The 17,778-nt window shown below is 38.5% G+C and carries 16 protein-coding genes; 4 read left to right on the forward strand and 12 right to left on the reverse strand.

Annotation, left to right across the window (positions count from 1 at the left end):
- Positions 1-47: 47 nt before the first annotated feature.
- The 3 genes from V7127_RS12905 to V7127_RS12915 form a co-directional block, all read right to left on the reverse strand.
- On the reverse strand, positions 48-2,639 hold the full coding sequence (locus V7127_RS12905) for a DNA translocase FtsK (protein ID WP_335486626.1): 2,592 nt from the start codon (positions 2,637-2,639) through the stop codon (positions 48-50).
- A gap of 152 nt (positions 2,640-2,791) precedes the next feature.
- Positions 2,792-3,595, reverse strand: coding sequence for a DUF1444 domain-containing protein (locus V7127_RS12910; RefSeq protein WP_335343832.1), 804 nt, complete (start codon positions 3,593-3,595; stop codon positions 2,792-2,794).
- Positions 3,596-3,688: 93 nt separating this feature from the next.
- Positions 3,689-4,006: a thioredoxin family protein gene (locus tag V7127_RS12915; RefSeq protein WP_335343833.1), complete on the reverse strand. Its 318-nt coding sequence runs from the start codon at positions 4,004-4,006 to the stop codon at positions 3,689-3,691.
- Between the two features lie 838 nt (positions 4,007-4,844).
- On the opposite strand from V7127_RS12915, the gene V7127_RS12920 reads away from it, so the two are divergent.
- The gene (locus tag V7127_RS12920; RefSeq protein ID WP_438824008.1) at positions 4,845-6,410 is read left to right on the forward strand and encodes a methyl-accepting chemotaxis protein; all 1,566 of its coding nucleotides are present in this window, start codon (positions 4,845-4,847) and stop codon (positions 6,408-6,410) included.
- A 96-nt stretch (positions 6,411-6,506) separates the two neighbouring features.
- On the opposite strand, the gene V7127_RS12925 is transcribed toward V7127_RS12920, so the two are convergent.
- Positions 6,507-7,016 carry a hypothetical protein gene (locus V7127_RS12925; RefSeq protein ID WP_335343835.1) on the reverse strand — a complete coding sequence of 170 codons (510 nt, stop codon included), beginning with the start codon at positions 7,014-7,016 and terminating at the stop codon, positions 6,507-6,509.
- Positions 7,017-7,217: 201 nt separating this feature from the next.
- Between V7127_RS12925 and V7127_RS12930 the strand changes: the two genes are divergently transcribed.
- Positions 7,218-7,664, forward strand: coding sequence for a YtoQ family protein (locus V7127_RS12930; protein ID WP_335343836.1), 447 nt, complete (start codon positions 7,218-7,220; stop codon positions 7,662-7,664).
- Positions 7,665-7,699: 35 nt separating this feature from the next.
- On the opposite strand, the gene V7127_RS12935 is transcribed toward V7127_RS12930, so the two are convergent.
- Together V7127_RS12935 and V7127_RS12940 are read right to left on the reverse strand one after the other, a co-directional pair.
- On the reverse strand, positions 7,700-8,209 hold the full coding sequence (locus V7127_RS12935) for a DUF84 family protein (RefSeq protein ID WP_335343837.1): 510 nt from the start codon (positions 8,207-8,209) through the stop codon (positions 7,700-7,702).
- A 111-nt stretch (positions 8,210-8,320) separates the two neighbouring features.
- On the reverse strand, positions 8,321-9,394 hold the full coding sequence (locus V7127_RS12940) for a M42 family metallopeptidase (RefSeq protein ID WP_335343838.1): 1,074 nt from the start codon (positions 9,392-9,394) through the stop codon (positions 8,321-8,323).
- 164 nt (positions 9,395-9,558) lie between these two features.
- Between V7127_RS12940 and V7127_RS12945 the strand changes: the two genes are divergently transcribed.
- Positions 9,559-9,873, forward strand: a complete 315-nt coding sequence (locus V7127_RS12945) for a PepSY domain-containing protein (RefSeq protein WP_335343839.1) — start codon at positions 9,559-9,561, stop codon at positions 9,871-9,873.
- Between the two features lie 62 nt (positions 9,874-9,935).
- On the opposite strand, the gene V7127_RS12950 is transcribed toward V7127_RS12945, so the two are convergent.
- A complete protein-coding gene (locus tag V7127_RS12950; RefSeq protein ID WP_335343840.1) occupies positions 9,936-10,781 on the reverse strand; it encodes a YtnP family quorum-quenching lactonase in 846 nt (281 codons plus the stop codon).
- Positions 10,782-10,886: 105 nt separating this feature from the next.
- Positions 10,887-11,525 carry a tRNA (guanosine(46)-N7)-methyltransferase TrmB gene (gene trmB, locus V7127_RS12955; protein WP_335343841.1) on the reverse strand — a complete coding sequence of 213 codons (639 nt, stop codon included), beginning with the start codon at positions 11,523-11,525 and terminating at the stop codon, positions 10,887-10,889.
- Between the two features lie 209 nt (positions 11,526-11,734).
- Between trmB and V7127_RS12960 the strand changes: the two genes are divergently transcribed.
- The gene (locus tag V7127_RS12960) at positions 11,735-12,013 is read left to right on the forward strand and encodes a YtzH-like family protein (protein ID WP_335343845.1); all 279 of its coding nucleotides are present in this window, start codon (positions 11,735-11,737) and stop codon (positions 12,011-12,013) included.
- On the opposite strand, the gene V7127_RS12965 is transcribed toward V7127_RS12960, so the two are convergent.
- The 4 genes from V7127_RS12965 to V7127_RS12980 form a co-directional block, all read right to left on the reverse strand.
- Positions 12,001-12,789 carry a phosphotransferase family protein gene (locus V7127_RS12965; protein ID WP_335343846.1) on the reverse strand — a complete coding sequence of 263 codons (789 nt, stop codon included), beginning with the start codon at positions 12,787-12,789 and terminating at the stop codon, positions 12,001-12,003. The two genes, V7127_RS12960 and V7127_RS12965, sit on opposite strands and share 13 nt — an antisense overlap.
- Positions 12,790-13,434: 645 nt before the next feature.
- Positions 13,435-15,600 carry a type I pullulanase gene (pulA, locus tag V7127_RS12970; RefSeq protein WP_335486633.1) on the reverse strand — a complete coding sequence of 722 codons (2,166 nt, stop codon included), beginning with the start codon at positions 15,598-15,600 and terminating at the stop codon, positions 13,435-13,437.
- Positions 15,587-16,564: a diacylglycerol/lipid kinase family protein gene (locus V7127_RS12975; protein ID WP_335486636.1), complete on the reverse strand. Its 978-nt coding sequence runs from the start codon at positions 16,562-16,564 to the stop codon at positions 15,587-15,589. Before V7127_RS12975 ends, pulA begins: the two co-directional genes overlap by 14 nt.
- Positions 16,565-16,588: 24 nt before the next feature.
- Positions 16,589-17,578 carry a nuclease-related domain-containing protein gene (locus V7127_RS12980; RefSeq protein ID WP_335343844.1) on the reverse strand — a complete coding sequence of 330 codons (990 nt, stop codon included), beginning with the start codon at positions 17,576-17,578 and terminating at the stop codon, positions 16,589-16,591.
- Positions 17,579-17,778: the final 200 nt, after the last annotated feature.

Raw genomic sequence — 17,778 nt, forward strand, 5'->3', positions numbered from 1 at the left:
ATATTTATTATTTTTATTTTTAACATGCAAGTAAAGAATACCATGGATTAATTTATTGTACTAGAGTCTAAAAGTGATTCAAGCTCTTCGGCTGTAATCAGAACCTCTCTCGGCTTACTTCCGCGTGTCTCCGAAATAAATCCCTGTTTCTCCATCATGTCGATTAGGCGTGCAGCACGATTATAGCCCACTTTGAATCTTCTTTGCAGACTGGAGGTCGATGCAGCACCTTGATCTATTACAAATTCACATGCTTCATAAAACAACTCGTCTTCTTCCTCAGTAATCTGTGCCTTTTTCAGCAGTTCTTCCTGTTCAAATAAATATTCCGGATCGCGTTCCCTTCTAACATGTGCAACGACATCATCAATTTCCTGATCAGAAACATACGTGCCTTGGAGACGAATAGGTTTAGATGACCCGTTTTCTAAGAAGAGCATATCTCCACGTCCAAGCAGCTTTTCAGCTCCGCTAATATCAATAATCGTTCGCGAGTCAATTTGCGAGGAAACAGAGAATGCAACTCTCGTTGGAACATTTGCTTTTATTAGCCCAGTAATAACATCAACAGATGGTCTTTGTGTAGCAATAATTAAATGAATTCCACAGGCCCTTGCCTTCTGAGCAATCCGGCAGATCGCTTCCTCGACATCCGCAGGAGACATCATCATTAAATCAGCGAGCTCGTCAATAATAATCACCATGTATGGGAGCTTATCTGAATATCGCTTATGCTCTTCAGCGAGCTCATTAAAGCGGCTTATATCCCTTACACCTGTATGTGCAAATAGCTCATATCGGCGTTCCATTTCCTCCACTGCCCATTTTAATGCTGCAGTAGCCGCCTTGACATCCGTAATAACTGGGCTCACAAGATGTGGAATGCGGTTATATGGAGCGAGCTCGACCATTTTCGGATCGATTAATATGAGCTTAAGCTCATCAGGTGTAGCTTTATACAAAAGACTGACTAGAATCGTATTAATGCAGACACTTTTTCCTGACCCGGTTGCCCCTGCAATTAGGCCATGCGGCATTTTACGCAAATCTGTGACAATGGGATTGCCCGCTATGTCCAGTCCGAGAACGGCTGTTAATGGAGAACTACTGTCCTGAAACACTGGACTATTAATAATTTCGCTTATAAATACAGGTCTGCTCTTCTTGTTTGGGACTTCAATTCCAATTGTATGCTTGCCCGGGATGGGTGCTTCAATCCGGATATCCCTTGCTGCAAGGCTTAACTTTATATCATCAGATAAATTTGTAATTTTGTTTACCTTTACACCTGGTTCAGGCTGCACTTCAAACCTAGTAACAGAAGGACCTTGGGTAACATTAACGACATGAGCGTGAACATTGAAGTTTTTTAAGGTTGAGTTTAACAGCTCCTCCTGTTCAATAAACCAATCTGAAGATTCCTCCTTATGAACTGGCGACAAAAGCAGGCTTTTGGCTGGGAATTGATAATAGGCAAGCTCCTCTTCTATTTCTGCAGCTGGTGCGGCCTCCTGAATGGCAGAGACGATTTCTTTCTCTGCATGAAGAACAACTTCCTCCGCCTTTGGAGCTGTATATGGCTTTATTTGATTAACGAGCTTTTGTTTATCATTCTTGAGCATAATAACATTGAATGGGATATGTTTTCTCGCTGTTGGTTGGACTTCTTTTTCCTCAGCCGCTGGTTGGTCCCCTTTTTCCTCAGGTGCTGGTGGCTCTGCCGTTTCCGCAGCTACTGGTTGCTCTTCTGTTTCATCAGGTGCTGGCTGTTCTTCCGTTTCATCAGGTGCTGGTTGCTCTTCCGTTTCCTCAGCTGCTGGCTGCTCTTCTGTTTCATCAGCTGCTGGCTGCTCTTCCGTTTCATTAGCTACTGGTTGCTCTTCTGTTTCCTCAGGTGCTAGCTGTTCTTCATTTTCTTCAATTGCTGGCTCTTCAGCAAATAAAGCCACAGCTTCTTCTATTTCAGCTTCTCTATAAAAATGATCTGAAATTAGGAATTCTTTTTCCTGTAATTCCTCCATATCCGAATCCTGCTTTTTCTCAATAAACGGCTCTGCATGTTCAGGCTGTTTAGTCAGGTCTTCCATTAAAGAATCAACAAAAGAGTTTAAATCCTCTGATGCTGATTTACGCCCATTTGCAAGTTTTTTCTTAATATCATCGTAAGTAATGTTTTTTGGCTCATATTTATTCAGTGATTGCTTCGTTCGTTTAATAGGTTCTACAGTTATTGGACGTTCAAATCCATAGATGGGCGATGGAATTTCAGTTGGGCGAAAGGGATCTTTTCTTGGAGATGCTTCCCTTTTTTCTTTTACACTATGAACCTTCTTCTCCTTGAGCGAGGGTTCGTTTCTATTGGGTCTATGTTCGGGATTGCGTGCAGCCTGTGGCCTTTCTTCCCTTTTTAATCTAGGCTCTCTTTGTCCTGGCCCATGTTTTTCATCTGGAATCAGCGGAAAACGAAATTGTCCTTTAGGATATTGATATAACACCTTAGCATTAACATCTTTAGAAGGTTCTATTTGATTGTTCATATCAGATCTATCTAGCTGATCTTGAATCATAAAATCTTGGTTATCATTATTCTTATGCTCATCATTTTTGAACATTTGAAATAGCTTTCTAATCCAACTCAATTTATACCAACTCTTTCTTTAATTCTATCTTTTCCATTTTAACAGTATTTCGCGGAAATTGGAGAAAAAATAAGAGATTGAGTCTATTGGGGCAATTTTTTCAAGTAAAAAGGACCACATTTAAGTGATCCCTTTAGTTAAAAATAAGGCTTCTATTTCTTTTTAGTTTGACCAAGGATAAATATTGGTTCCAGCTCCCCGTTTTCATAAAGGAAGGATAAGGCTGTGATAGGTACTCTGCCGCTTGCAAAAAAGCTCATAGTCATCTCTGAGAGAATGTCATAACCGGTGTCGTTCATAATATCAGCAATAATTAACACATCCTGATGCGGTACAGCCACAGCCATTGTGCCTTTCATTTGCTTTGCCTTTTCTTTAAGAAAGGCATCATTTAAAATTCTGCTGGCATCGTAGCCGTCATTTTTATTTAAGAAATAAAACGTATTTCCAGCAACTGTGTCACTTTTCAAATCGGTTGGCAGTGATCGAACGTTAAATAAGGCAATTTCCTTTATACGTTCTGGAACCCAGCCTTCCTTTTGAATGAGGCTAGAATCTATTAAGCGGTAGGTAGTACCTAGGTCCAGGGCATAATAAATTCTTGTCTCTGCAGTATGATCATCTGTTAAAAATGGGATTTCTTCCTCAGATTCAATCGGAAATGAAGTTGAACGAATAACTGGGAAGATGTTTTTTTCATAACCTGACAGCTGAATAGGGGACCCATCCATTGCTTGCAAGCCTTCCTCCACATAATATACAACCTCATCAATTGCTTTTTCCTTCTGAAGTTCCCATTTTGCAATAATCCCTGGTAAAGAGATTGTGATACCCTTTCCAGATTGCTTATTTTCGATGCGAAGCTCATCTTTTTTCCTGTCAAAAGAAAAAGTACGATTCACATTGGCTAATCGTTTCTCCAATTCCTTTTTCATTTTTAAACTATCCATTTTCATTACAGGTTCCTCCTTGTAGGAACTTTTTACAAGCAAAGGGGCCAGACCCCATTATATGTTAGGGCGACCCCTTACGAATCAGTCCATCAAATATTACTTCTCAAGTTTTTCAATAAAATTCTCAATTTCTTCTTGAGTTTTGCGGTCTTTACTGACAAATCGGCCTAATTCCTTCCCATCCTTATAACCAATAAAGCTTGGAATGCCAAAAATGTCAAGCTGGCCGCATAGATCAATAAAATCATCGCGATCCACATATATAAATGTAAATTCCTGATATTTTGCTTCAACTTCAGGTAAGATTGGTTCAATCACACGGCAATCTGGACACCAATCGGCAGAAAACATAAAGATATGTTTTCCATTATCTCTTAGCTGTTCAAATTGTTCCATAGATTCAAGCTTTTTCATTTCCTTCTCCTCCAGTGTGGATTTTCATATTACGAAATCAATCCAGCTTTTTTCTCATATATTCAGATAATATCAAACTTAACACGACTGGACCATTAATTTGCAATTAAAACATTTTCAAGATTAAATCTAGCCCAATTCCTATCGTTTTAAACGTCATTATTTTACCTTCAAAACCGCTCATTTCCATCCCTGCAACAGCAACGTTTCTTTCCATAGTCCAAATGGTTGATTCGAATACTATCACATATTGTCATAACAGGAAAATAGTTCTATAATTAGATAATATTTAAATTTTTCGAACAATTTATGAACGAGTGAGGTGGACAGTTTGAAAACCATTCGCGGCAAACTGGGACTAGTTTTGCTTTTAACTATCGGAGGACTTATTTTATTACTTTCTTTCAATTTTATTCTTCAAACGATTCAAGACAAAAGCAGGGAAAAAGAAACTGCCTTACTTTCAATAGTTGATGGAAGTAAGGAAATTATTTATAACTTTGCGATGACTAGAAAATATGAACAGCAGTTCTTAAGAGCACCAGATCAGCTTGTTGCTGAGCTTGTTATGCAAAGTATTTTAAGAGTGAAATCTGAGTCAAGCAGAATGAGTGAAAAACAAGAAAATGAGAAGATTAAGGGTCAATTTGAAAACGTCAATCAAAATGCAGATTCTTACCTGGAGAAATTCATTATTTTATCGGAAATGTACAAGGAAATCGGCTATAGTGATGATAAGGGCCTTAAAGGGCAAATTGCCATTACGGCAAATCAAATAAGTAATCTGACAAAATTGCTAAAAAACCCTAGTATTGATGAACAGTTTTTACTGATGAGGATGTATGAGAAACAGTATTTGGCTACGAGAAATGAAGAATCGTACCAGCAATTTATCCATTCTGGCGAAGCGTTTAAGAGCGAATTAGAAGCAAGCGAAAATCTTAATAGCAGCTCTAAAGCATACCTAGCAAGATGGCTAACGGAATACAATAATGCTTTAGATGCTATCCATACCTCTTTTCAGCAAACAGAGGAATTTATCATCCTGTTTGATGAAGAAGCAAGGTTAATCGAACAAGCAGCTGGCGAGGTCCAAAGAGGCATTATTGCAAATCAGCAAAACATCCAAAGTGAGCTAAAAAAACAAAATGCATTTTATACATATTTAATTTATGCCATAAGTTTATCTCTAGTTATCGCATTAGTGATCGGCGGATTTTTATTATCAAAGGGCATTACTAAATCTATTACTCTTCTAAGAGCTGGTGCTGAGAAAATTGGTGATGGGAATTTGGGCTATCGGGTTCCCGCAATAGCAAAGGACGAAATGGGTGAGCTTGCTCGTACATTTAATCATATGGCTGAAAGGGTTCAGCATTCCTTTCTTAAAATACTAGAATCCTCAACCCAACTCCAAGCATCTTCCGAAAACCTGGCCGCGATTTCAGAAGAAACAACAGCACAGGCAAATGAAGTGGATGCGGCTATTAAACAGATCGCCATTGGGGCTGAGAGCCAATCCTCTCATTTAGAAGAGAGCAGAAAAGAGATTGAAAAAGTTTCTAAAGCGATTTACCATACTGAAAATTTGAGCTATGAAATTTTAGAAGAGGCCGCATTAACTGAGGAGGAAGGGCATAACGGGATAAATACCGTCCAAAATCTCCAGAACATTTCTGATCAATTTCTACACCTTGCCAATCATGTAAATGAAAAGGTTAGTGAGGCTGCACTACAGTCAAGTCATATTACATCAATCGTTGATACAATACAGGACCTAGCTGATAATACAAATCTATTAGCCTTAAATGCAGCAATTGAAGCAGCAAGAGCTGGTGAAGCTGGAAAGGGATTTGCAGTCGTTGCTTCTGAGGTGAGAAAATTAGCAGAACGATCAAAACAAGAGGCACAGGAAATTCATTCACTTGTTTCTTCTATGAATGAAATTATGGAGAAGCTAATGAATGAAACAGAGCAATTTAATGAATATAAGCTTCTTCAAAGTGAATCTGTCCATAAGACAAAACTGGCTTTTGAAACAATCGTCCAACATGTAAATGGTATCCATAAAAAAATAAATACAATTGGTACCTCTGTAAAAGATGTACAAGCTACAAACCATGTATTGAATGAACGGATTCAAGAGGTCTTTACCGTTTCTCGAGACTCTGCAGCAGCTTCAGAGGAAGTAGCAGCATCAAGTGAAACACAGCTTGAGGCCATTTCGAAGGTAACTTTAGCAGCAACTGACCTTAGTGTCATTGCTAGTGATCTTAAACTAGAGGTGAACCAGTTCAGGCTTGATTCAACTGATGAAGAGTTATTCGAGAATGCTGGAAATAGCCGCTCCAAATTAAAGAGTATTTTAAACAACCTGAAATCAAAATTACAAAAAAATAGATAAATAAATAAATAAAAAAGCTAAGCATTTCATTTGAGCGAATGCTTAGCTTTTTTTGCTGTTAGAAAGGCATGACACAGATGATTATTCAAGCTTTCTTTACCTCATCTTAACTGACTGAATAATTTCTGCCATATTAACTGCTTCAGCTGATAGATTTTTGGTTTTCGATTGGGTTGTAATTTTAACCCCGCCTACACCTATAGTCAATTCATTTAATTGATTGTCAGCATTTTTAATTAATAAATAGCCAAAATGCCCGTCTTTTGTAGAAAATGTTTCTTTAAAGTCATATTCCTTTTGCTTTAAGGCTGCCTCGTAAATGACTTTACTTTCAGGCCCTTCATGCGGATTATAAAATAGAATATATGTCTTCGAACCATTCTTTAAAATAATATTATTAGGCGTCTCTTTGTTCACTTCAAACCCAAAAGGCAAATAGAACTTTATATCTTCATTTTCATTATTTGTTGCTTTCGGATCTATTTTGAACGATTCACCAACTTCATCCTTTGCAGCAGTTTGCTCTTCTGTTAATGAGGCAGAACAAGCACTAAGCAGTAAAACAACAACAAACAAGAGCAAGGCAGCTTTTGAATGGTTTATCATACTTTCTTCCTCCTTGCATAGGAAAAACCTTCATCCTTTTCTATCATACATTTCTCATCAGTCATCTGGCAACCCTAATACCTTTAAACAAAGGAAACTAATTGGAGTTAATGGTAAAATATATCAGAGAGCGTTCATGGTGGGCGGTATTAACAATATGATCAGTTAACGCTCACTATCATAATATAAGGAGGAATTCACATGGAATTAACAGTATACTTAGCTGGGGAAATTCACTCAAACTGGCGGGAAGAGCTAAAAGAAGAAGCGAGATCACTTAAACTTCCCCTTCATTTCGTTGGTCCGATGGAAAATCACGACAGATCTGATTATATCGGGGAAGAAATACTTGGCAAACAGCCTAATGCTATTTACCGTGATGAAGCAGCTTCAAGAATAAATAATTTAAGAACACAATTATTAATGCAAAAATCTGATCTTGTAATTGCCTTATTTGGAGAGAAATACAAACAGTGGAATACAGCCATGGATGCGAGTGCTGCCGTTGCTTTAAGCAAACCCCTTATCATCATCCGCCCAGAAGAGCTCCATCATCCATTAAAGGAGCTTTCTAACAAAGCAAGTGTTACCGTTGAAACAGTCAATCAAGCGCTTAAAGTTTTAGCATATATTTTTGATGAAAAATAGGATGTGTTTGAGAGGGAGATAGGCTGCTATCTCCTTTATTTTTTCCTATATTCATACTGGCCAGCAAGAAGCTTAACAACATGTGTGAACATTTCTGAACGGCTGATTTGTCCATTTGTAAATATTCCCACAGCTCCTTCTTTTTTGCGGACATCTTCCTTTTCGGTAAATCTCTCCATAACTGGACCTAACTCTTCCCCCTCAAGCAATCTGTCCGCAACCTCTTTTGGAATAGATATTCTAGCCCCGCCTGCAATGATCGGCGGTTTTCCTTCTTCTGCCAATGCTCCCCAATTACATAGAAATAACCCGTACTCCGTCCCGTGTACACCACCTTCAAGACCAATGCCTATATTCCCGCCACCTGCTTCTAATGCACTGTATGCTCTATTGATTGCCCCTTTAATCGTCTCTTCATCTGAAAAAGGCTGGTCACTCACACCAGACGGAACATTAACTGAAATAAATTCTGTTTGATCGTTTTGAAAAACGGATTTGACAGCTGATACCTTTGCTGGATTTTTCGAACCTATGATAATTTTCATAATGCCTGCTCCTCTATTGGTATAGAAAAAAAGGCAACAACTAGGTTGCCCCTTTTCGCTTATCTTTCTGCACATGAAATGCTTCGTCAGCTATATCACTGCTTTTCACACTTAGCTATTTTGACGGATAAACTCTAAAGTTGTGCGGTCGCAAGATTTAACAAGCTTCACGAGTAATTCCTTAGCAGCAGCATAATCATCCACATGAACTATGGAAGCATGAGTATGAATATAGCGTGAGCAAATACCAATTACTGCACTTGGAACCCCTTCATTGGAAAGGTGAACACTTCCAGCATCGGTCCCGCCTTGGGAAATAAAGTATTGGTATGGAATATTATTTGTCTCGGCTGTATCTAGGATAAACTCCCTCATTCCACGATGAGTCACCATTGAACGATCGTAGATGCGCAGAAGAGTTCCTTTTCCTAACTGGCCGAACTCATTTTTATTTCCAGACATATCATTGGCCGGACTTGCATCCAATGCGAAGAAAATATCTGGTTTAATCATATTTGCTGCTGTTCTCGCACCACGAAGGCCTACTTCTTCTTGAACTGTTGCACCTGAATATAAGATATTAGGCAACTTTTCATCCTTAACTGCTTCAAGAAGTTCTACTGCCAAGCCACAGCCATAGCGATTATCCCATGCTTTTGCAAGGATTTTCTTTTCATTCGCCATTGGAGTAAATGGACAGATTGGAACAATTTGCTGACCAGGCTTAATTCCAATTTTCTCTGCATCTTCTCGGTCATCCGCACCAATATCAATTAACATGTTTGTAATTTCCATCGGCTTACTGCGCTTAGCTTCATCTAAAAGATGTGGAGGAATGGAACCAATGACTCCAATCACAGGGCCATTATCAGTAATAACCTGAACTCTCTGAGCCAATAGAACTTGACTCCACCAGCCACCTAATGTTTGAAAACGCAGCATGCCGTTATCCGTAATGGAGGTCACCATAAAGCCTACCTCGTCCATATGGCCTGCAACCATTACAGTTGGGCCATTTTCGTCTCCTTTTTTCACTCCAAAGATACTTCCAAGCTTATCCTGGACAATTTCATCTGCATATTGGCCAAGCTGTTCCCTCATAAATTGACGAACTAAATGTTCATTTCCAGGCGCTCCTGGAAGCTCAGTTAATGTTTTAAAAAGTTGTAGTGTTTTTTCGTTCATGAGATTGCTCCTTTATTTTTCTTCCATATATTTTATGTATGCTTCTATTATTTTACAGAACTTTTTGATTGCTTACCACTAATTCAGTTTTTATCCAAGCTATTTCTTTGATAAGATAGTACAGAGATATAATTTGTTACGTTATTTTACAATGGGGGATGCTTATGAACTGGAAATCATTTTTATTAGGTGTTGGGGTTGGCTTAGCAGGCGGGTATGCCGCAAGGGAGCTGCTTGTACAAAAGACAGCCGTTTCACCTGAAAGAGCACTGTCAAATGCAAAGAATGCATTTAAGAATGAGGGGCCTATTAGCGGATCTTGGATTCATATGCAAACGGAGCCGTATCAAAAGGATCAGCTTAAGTATGATGTATATCGAGGTGGGATATCCAGATATACAGGTGAAGAGACAGAACAATATGAGTTTATTGCTGATGCCAAAACAGGAACGATTCTGGACGCCTATAGGCTCGCTTAAATCTGGAACGGTATTCAAAAAAGCTGCACCTCCCATTGTAAATAAGTAGAGGTGCAGTTTTCTTATTTTTCACGAATTCTATCTAGTTTCTTTACTAAATGGCCGTCTTTGTCCCATTTGACCGCTCGATAAAAAGCATCATGGTAGAAAGTAAACCAGGCGTTGTTTTCCAAACCATATTGGATCCATTTTTCCTTTGCCCAAATCGAGTCCATTGGATAGTCATCATAGGCAAGCACCCATAAGACATTTTGGTGAGCATGGGTTGGCATAATATCGCCCATATGAATGAGTATATCATCTCCATCATCAATGATAATAATGGAGTGCCCATCGCTATGTCCGCCTGTATGCACCATTTTTATAGAGCCTAATGACCATTCATGATCAAAAGTAGTGACCTGATCTTTAAGAGTCTCCCAATTCTCCTTCCAATATGTATTACGAGAGCGAATATTTGGGTCTCTCATTTCATCCCATTCTGTTTGCGAAACAATGATTTTGGCATTTGGAAAAACCGAACTGTACGTATCGCCGATCGGATTAGTTAAACCACATGCATGATCAAAATGCAGATGGGTCATTAGGATATAATCTATTTCTGAAGGTTTAATATTTAGTTCTGCTAAATCCTTTACTACTTGTGATTCCTCAATTACACCAAAATTACGTCTTTGTTTTTCAGTTAATTTCCCATTTCCTAATCCAGAATCCACTAAAATATTTTTTCCTTCTGCCTGGATCAAAATAGGATCTGTGCGGAGTTCAATTTGATTTTTTTCATTACAAGGATATTTCTTAGACCACAGCGGCTTCGGAACGACTCCAAACATCGCTCCTCCATCTAGGAAATTTACTCCGCCATGCAGCCATGTCAGCTTTGTATTTTGCAATTGCATTGTCTCCATGTATTCCCCTCCTGTATTGCATATATTTTATCATTTGTGTTTTACTAGTAGAAATATTTCGAATCTTGATCTCAAAGAAAAAAGCTTACCAAGTGATAAGCTTTTTTATCGATATTGGACTTCACATCGATAGATGCGATTTCCTTTTTTTGAAAATTTCTCTTCATATTCTGTCATAATATTGCCTTCAAACCCACTATTATGAAGATCTAAGCTTACGTCCTTAAGAAGCAGGCCATATTCAGAAAAACTCATTAATGAGAACTCGAACAATCCTTGATTATCAGTTTTGAAATGAATTTCGCCATTTTTCACAAGAATTTCCTCGTAATTCTTTAAGAATGTTTTATAGGTCAATCTTCTTTTCGCATGGCGGGTTTTTGGCCAAGGATCTGAGAAATTCAAATACACTCTATCCACTTCTCCCGCCTCAAAAAACTCCCGAAGGTCGGCTGCATTAACATTCATCAGCTTTACATTGGTCAACTCATCTTCGATGATTTTATCAAGCGCCGTCACAATGATACTATCCTGCAATTCAATCCCAATATAATTAATATTCGGGTTAGCCTTAGCCATTCCTGTAATAAAGCGACCTTTTCCTGTACCGATTTCTATATGAAGAGGCTGTTTCTTTTCGAATACATCCTGCCAGTTTCCTTTATTTTGTTCAGGGGCAGACATGACATATTGGGGATACTGCCCAAGTCTTTCCTTTGCCCACGGTTTATTTCTTTGTCTCATACAGACCTCCTGCTAAATAATATCGTTCAAACCATAACATGCCCATATGAACCTTTGCAACACTAAAATGTGGAAGCGCATTGATCAGGGGGCTGAAGCTGGAAAACTAGAATATTAGGCCATGTATAAATAAAAAAGGGAATTCACAACCTAAAATGAATTCCTCTTGTTTATTATCCACTGCTTAATCTTTACAGGGAGTGATCATGATGCCGATCAGCCATCAAGATAAATTAAATTTATTGAAAGATATATTAAACAATCATCAAATGGACTGCTGTGGATCCGTTTCTGAATGTGAACAATTAAAAAGGCTCGTAAAATCACTTATGATGCAGCCAGGTCTTGATCAATATTCACAATCCGTATTGGAAGAAATTTATTATTACAGTCAGCATGGAAGCCAAGCCGCTCAATTAGACAATCATATTGAAGCCCATCAATCAGAACTTTCACAATGGGTGGACGAAATCAATCAATTCTCATAGCCACCAATAATACCTGTTAGAAATTGGAGCCATTTCTCCATTTCTTGGAACCGAAGTTTATTTTTATGCCATTGGATGGATGTGAGAGTTTGCGCAATGACATACCATTTCATTCTTAAAAGTAAATCATCCGTTAGAGTTAGTCCATATCGGCTGACCCAGTCTGCCCATTCTCTCTTAGGGATGTACCAATAGAGCAGCATGCCTAGATCGATCGCTGGATCTGCAATCATAGCCCCGTCCCAATCAATTAAATACAGCTGGTTGTTTTCTGTAAGCAGCCAGTTGTTGTGATTGACATCGCAATGACATACCGTATTCTCATCACATTGTATATTCAGTAATTCTTTCCTAAGAAACTCAAGGGAAACAATAACTGTTTGATTCTGTCTAAGCTCCCCATCTATTTGCTCTTCAATCATGCGCAATAGCATATTTGGATAAATTGGGGATTTTCCTAATCTTTTTAACATGCCAAGCAGAGGTTTTGAACTATGGATTTTTTTGAGCAGCTTTGCCACTCGTTCATTATTCATTTCTGCTTGTTTGAGCTCTCTCCCATTTAACCATTGCTGGGCCGTAATAACATCACCGGTTTCAAGCCTTTTCGTCCAAACAAGCTTAGGAACAATTCCCTCGGCTGATAATACTGCGAGAAAGGGAGACGAATTCCTTTTCAGGAACAATCTTTGCTCTTCATGCTTGGCAAAAAAAGCCTTCCCCGTTGCACCCCCAGCAGGGACGATCTCCCATTCTTGTCCAAATAATTCTTCCAACATTGTTCACCTGCAATTTAGTAAGCCATTTATGCAAATAGCTGTTATAGAAAAGCGTAAGCGGCTTTTAAACCACTGAAGCTAGACAAAAAAGCGTACAAGCCTCATCATGATGTACATACATATAGGCTACCAACTGCTTATTAGAAAAGCGGAAGCGCCTTCGGAACAATTAAAGGACAATTGTTCCTGCGATGAATATTCGCAGAAGCCTTCCTTTGTGGTCACCCCCGATAAGCATAAGACGAGCCTCGCGGAAAGGTGAGCTCTACCTTTCAGGATTGGCTTATGACCTCAAGGTCGTCAAAAACGCGATGTCCTCCCAAAAGCTTCACTTTTGGTCGTGCGATGTGTCGCTGACGAAGTTTTCCTTGTCCTGTCGCATTGTCGACACTAATACGTCCTGTACATCGGGGGTAGGCACTGGAGCTAGACAGTTATCTAACTCTAAAAAGTAATAACTAGTAAAAAGAAATAGAAGGCGGACTAAACAGCAAGCCCGCCATTACAAATATAAATGATCATAAATCTACTCATTATTCAACTATATTATTAAAAGAAAAAAAGCTATTGTTCTATAATTCCCCCAATAGCCATCTTAATAAATTTTATCTCTTACTGCCTTTTTTCGTCAAGTCTATTTATTTAAGTCGACAAAAAACGGCTAACGAGAACATAAGAACTGATGGGCATAAGGGTGATTAAAGGATGTTTAATCACCCTTATCGCATCCAAACCAGCCTTGTTTTCATCTGCCAGCACGTGCCAAACACCTTTTGGAATCTGAACTGATTGCTGGCACTCAGAAGGGTTAATTATCATGATCAAACGATCCCACTGTCCAAATTCACCGACATCCTCTAAAATAATTCCAATTATTTTATTGTCAAAGGGTAAAAAACGTAAATGCTTACGAATTAATTCAGCACTTGAAAACCTAAAAGCTTTGTGTGATTTGCGAATGTTAATCATACCTCTAATATAATCTACATTGTCTGAATATAAGGATTTTCGATCCCAATCCAAATAATTAATCTCATCTGGAGATCGATAGCTATTTCCAATCCCTTTTTTCGTCCTAAAAAACTCCTGGCCGCTATGCAAAAAAGGGATGCCTTGAGCAAGCAGCACCATTACCGTTGCCAGCCGATGCTGACGCTGGATTATCGGATCTGTTTTTTCTGAGGAACATACTAATAGCTTATCCCACAATGTATGGTTATCATGAGACTCCACATAATTAACAGATTGACTAGGTGAATAGAATAGTCCCTTTTCCTTCTTCTCCAATCCAATACTGCCTGCCAATACCTTCTTAGCTGTCAAATAGTATTGATTATTACCAAGAGCATAGCCCTTATCATATAAATTAAAGGTACTGCCCTTTATCGTATCTCGGAACCAATCATTAAATTGACCGATTCCAGGAAGTTGTGCCTGATTACCAATGTTTGCTTTCATACGGGAAAGCAAAGGGGTATTCAAGTCCCATCCTTCACCTATGATAATCACCGAAGGATCTACTGAATTTACTGCCTTTCTCACCTTGTTCATTGTTTCATTATCTAAAATGCCCATTAAATCAAAACGAAAGCCATCTATTTGATACTCATTTAGCCAATACATCACTGAATCAAGAATATATTTTCGCGCCATCAAACGCTCTGAAGCAAAGTCATTTCCAACTCCGGTTCCATTTGATGGGATCCCAAATTGGTCATGGCGAAAGTAGTAGCCTGGGACTATTTTTTCAAAAGATGATGTTTCTCGAATATAAACGTGATTATACACAACATCTATGATGACTCTAATACCTTGAGAATGGATAGAGTGTATCATCCATTTCAATTCTTTAATTCTTGCATAAGGATCCCCAGGGTCAGTAGAATAACTCCCTTCTGGTGCATTAAAGTGCAGCGGGTTGTAACCCCAATTGTATTCTTTTTTTGGTCTACGTTCATTAACACCTTCAAAATCATGTACTGGAAGGAATTCAATATGAGTGATCCCAAGTTCTTTTACATACGATAAACAAGTAGGAAATCCGTCTTTATCTCTTGTATTAAGCTCTCCCGCTCCAAGGTATGCTCCCTTATTCATTACTCCGCTGTTTGGATGAATGGAGAAATCTCTAATGTGGGTTTCATATATGATCGCATCTGTAGGCTGTTCAAGAGGCGGCAGTGGGGGTTTAGCGGTTTTAGTTTTGTTCATATCAATGATGGTGCCATATTCACCATTCATGCTTACAGCTGTGGCATAAGGATCTGCGGCTTCTCTCCATTCTAAATTAACGCAAAGAAGATAGGAGTATTGATAATATTCTAGATCACGGCAGACTGTCAGCTGCCAGACCCCTTTATCGCCTCTATTCATTTCTAGTATTTCTGGCTCTTTGCTTCCCAAAGGGACTAGTTTAACCTTAACAAGGGTCGCAGTGGGTGCCCAAACTTTAAAGCTTGTTTTTTCTTTCAAATAGGAAAAGCCTAGAGAGCCATTATAGAAAAAAGCTTCATCAAAGGCGTTCGTTCGAATTACTGCCCCAATCTGTAAATCTGTTTTCCCTCCGAATTCATCCATGATCCAATATTGCTTGCCAATAATAGGCTCCGCTTCTAATTTACAAATATATTTCATTTTATTTTCTAAAGCTATGCGGCTGAGAATGACCATCTTGGAAAAAGGCTCGTTATTGTCATCCATTATCGAAAAAGAAGTGGAAACCCCTCCATGATAATGAAAAGGAAGTAAGACTGTTATTGTTTGCATTTCATCTAAAAAGGCGGAAAATTCACGCTTAATAGAAGTCATTTATGCTTACCTCCTTTTCGTTTAAGCTGCTGTTCGAGACGACTGGCAGTTTCTTTTGACAAGCTGTGACTATGGCAGGAGTTAAACCGATTTCCTCTCCGTCCGCATGGACATGTAGATGACTGTCTGACTTAATTTGAATACTTCTGCCGGTCAAAAAAGAAACCTCTTTAAATCCTGTATGTCCTCCCCAAAACACTGTAATGAAAATGAGTAATAGTTTTATTCTTGATAGGTTATGAACAACTGTTATATTTAACTTCCCATCAAACGGTGAAGCATCGGGGGAAATTTTCATTCCGCCTCCATAATAAGGCTGGTTGGATACCGTCACAAACCATGCGGAAGGAAACGAATATTCACTGCCATCAATTTTGAGATCAATTTGTGTTTTTTTATAGGTAAACAAATTTTTTAATAAAAAATAAACATAGACAAATTTTCCGAGAGAGAGGCGGTTAAATACTCCCTTTATCTTGGATTGGTTAACCTCTTTTGAAATAAGAGCATCAAAGCCGGCTCCCATATTATTAATAAAATAGAGTTCTCTATTGTTTTCGATTGTCATTTTTCCAATATCAACGCATACGGTATTCTCTTGATCTAATTGCTGTAATAAGGTATTAAGTGCCTTGGCTGGGTTTTTGGAAATATTAAATCCTCTTGAGAAGTCGTTGCCTGACCCGCCAGGAATAAAAGACACATGGACATGGTGGAAGTTTGCTGCACCATTAATAACCTCATGCATCGTGCCATCGCCGCCGACAGCTATAATCGTAACTTGACTTCCTTCTGATTTAACGGCAATGGATCGGACAATATCTTTCGCATGACCACGATATTCTGTAAAAAAGGCCATGTAAGGAATCTTTTGTTCAAGGAGAGTCCGTTCCAGCTTTCTCCAAACTTTTTGACAATATCCATTTTTCGCTTGTGGATTAATAATAAAATAAATATTTTTCATAACATCAGCCTTTTAATCGACATTTTAACTTTCGTCTGCTAACTCCCATTCTAACCTTCTTATGGATGACGTTTGGCAATACTGAAGCAAAGCCTGCGCTCCTTTAAGCTGGTTATGCTTTAACGGAGAGCGGAGGTTTCTCATGCTATTAAACCATTCATCATAATTTCTTTTTTCAATCAATTGCACGTCAAATGGTGATGCAGGATAATCGATATAGCCGTTCCGGCAAATAACTGCTTTGTAAATAGGAAAATCAATTTCATTCATCTGAAAAATTTGCTGTACAATTTTTCCTGTCCGATTTAATGCTAAAACCGGATTTAATACCTTTTTTTCCTTGCCTTTCACACGCTTAAGCCAGAATCTTTCTTTTGATCCTATGAAAACAGACAGATCCTCTTCCTCTACAAAGCTTATACACCATACACCAGTAGGGCTGATGATAATGGTTTCTAATTCAACTGGAGCCTTTTTTAATAAAAAAAGCGGGTGATAGAGCACTAGAAACGTATCGGGAAATCGCTGAAGGAAATATTTAAGTCTTTCATCGTAATAATACCTTTTATCGATAAAGGATTTTTCCGTTAAAGTTGAACTTGCCCACTTCATCTGAAAACGAAAGATTTGATCAAGGAATTGATATTTCAAATCCTCTATTGTATCGGGTCTATAAGTAAAACTTGTATGGAAGTCGAGAGACTCCTCCTCGGGTTCCTCCTCTTTTTCCTCTAGTTCTGAATCGAATATCGTTTCATCAATTGATTCACCTTTTCCAAACTTCAACAGACCCTTTAACTTATCCAGTAAAGGCTGCTTTTCGTCCTCTAGCCAATCGGTACTTCCTTGCTGGGTCTGAAGCCCTTCTTGAAAAATGGATGAATCCTCATTCTCCCAGCCAATTTTCAACTTATCCCATTGCTGTTTTTTAAGTCTAACAAAACGTGAAGGATATAAATAAATATTTTGTTCATAACGTGAAACGTAATCCTGCAATTTTATTAATTGTCCCATTTTACCTGCCTGCCTTGTTAGTACTTTATTTCCCCATTTTCAATTAATTAAGCTTAAAAAAATAGCTATTTATCTAATAAATAAAGAACAACTTTTCTCGAGTTTGAGAACTGTCTAGCTCCACAAGGAACGCTTCGGCAGCATAATCATCGCACGAGTAAAAGCGTTAGCTTTTAGGAGGAGCGCCTACCCCCGACGTA

Source organism: Bacillus sp. JJ1773, from assembly GCF_036962035.1.
Classification (GTDB): domain Bacteria; phylum Bacillota; class Bacilli; order Bacillales; family Cytobacillaceae; genus Cytobacillus.

What these genes read in the sequence shown, in the direction of transcription:
- V7127_RS12910 (WP_335343832.1), bottom strand. Translation starts at nt 3,595, where the DNA reads ATGAAAATGGATAGTTTAAAAATGAAAAAGGAATTGGAGAAACGATTA.
- V7127_RS12915 (WP_335343833.1), bottom strand. Translation starts at nt 4,006, where the DNA reads ATGAAAAAGCTTGAATCTATGGAACAATTTGAACAGCTAAGAGATAAT.
- V7127_RS12920 (WP_438824008.1), top strand. Translation starts at nt 4,845, where the DNA reads ATGTATGAGAAACAGTATTTGGCTACGAGAAATGAAGAATCGTACCAG.
- V7127_RS12925 (WP_335343835.1), bottom strand. Translation starts at nt 7,016, where the DNA reads ATGATAAACCATTCAAAAGCTGCCTTGCTCTTGTTTGTTGTTGTTTTA.
- V7127_RS12930 (WP_335343836.1), top strand. Translation starts at nt 7,218, where the DNA reads ATGGAATTAACAGTATACTTAGCTGGGGAAATTCACTCAAACTGGCGG.
- V7127_RS12935 (WP_335343837.1), bottom strand. Translation starts at nt 8,209, where the DNA reads ATGAAAATTATCATAGGTTCGAAAAATCCAGCAAAGGTATCAGCTGTC.
- V7127_RS12940 (WP_335343838.1), bottom strand. Translation starts at nt 9,394, where the DNA reads ATGAACGAAAAAACACTACAACTTTTTAAAACATTAACTGAGCTTCCA.
- V7127_RS12945 (WP_335343839.1), top strand. Translation starts at nt 9,559, where the DNA reads ATGAACTGGAAATCATTTTTATTAGGTGTTGGGGTTGGCTTAGCAGGC.
- V7127_RS12950 (WP_335343840.1), bottom strand. Translation starts at nt 10,781, where the DNA reads ATGGAGACAATGCAATTGCAAAATACAAAGCTGACATGGCTGCATGGC.
- trmB (WP_335343841.1), bottom strand. Translation starts at nt 11,525, where the DNA reads ATGAGACAAAGAAATAAACCGTGGGCAAAGGAAAGACTTGGGCAGTAT.
- V7127_RS12960 (WP_335343845.1), top strand. Translation starts at nt 11,735, where the DNA reads ATGCCGATCAGCCATCAAGATAAATTAAATTTATTGAAAGATATATTA.
- pulA (WP_335486633.1), bottom strand. Translation starts at nt 15,600, where the DNA reads ATGACTTCTATTAAGCGTGAATTTTCCGCCTTTTTAGATGAAATGCAA.
- V7127_RS12975 (WP_335486636.1), bottom strand. Translation starts at nt 16,564, where the DNA reads ATGAAAAATATTTATTTTATTATTAATCCACAAGCGAAAAATGGATAT.
- V7127_RS12980 (WP_335343844.1), bottom strand. Translation starts at nt 17,578, where the DNA reads ATGGGACAATTAATAAAATTGCAGGATTACGTTTCACGTTATGAACAA.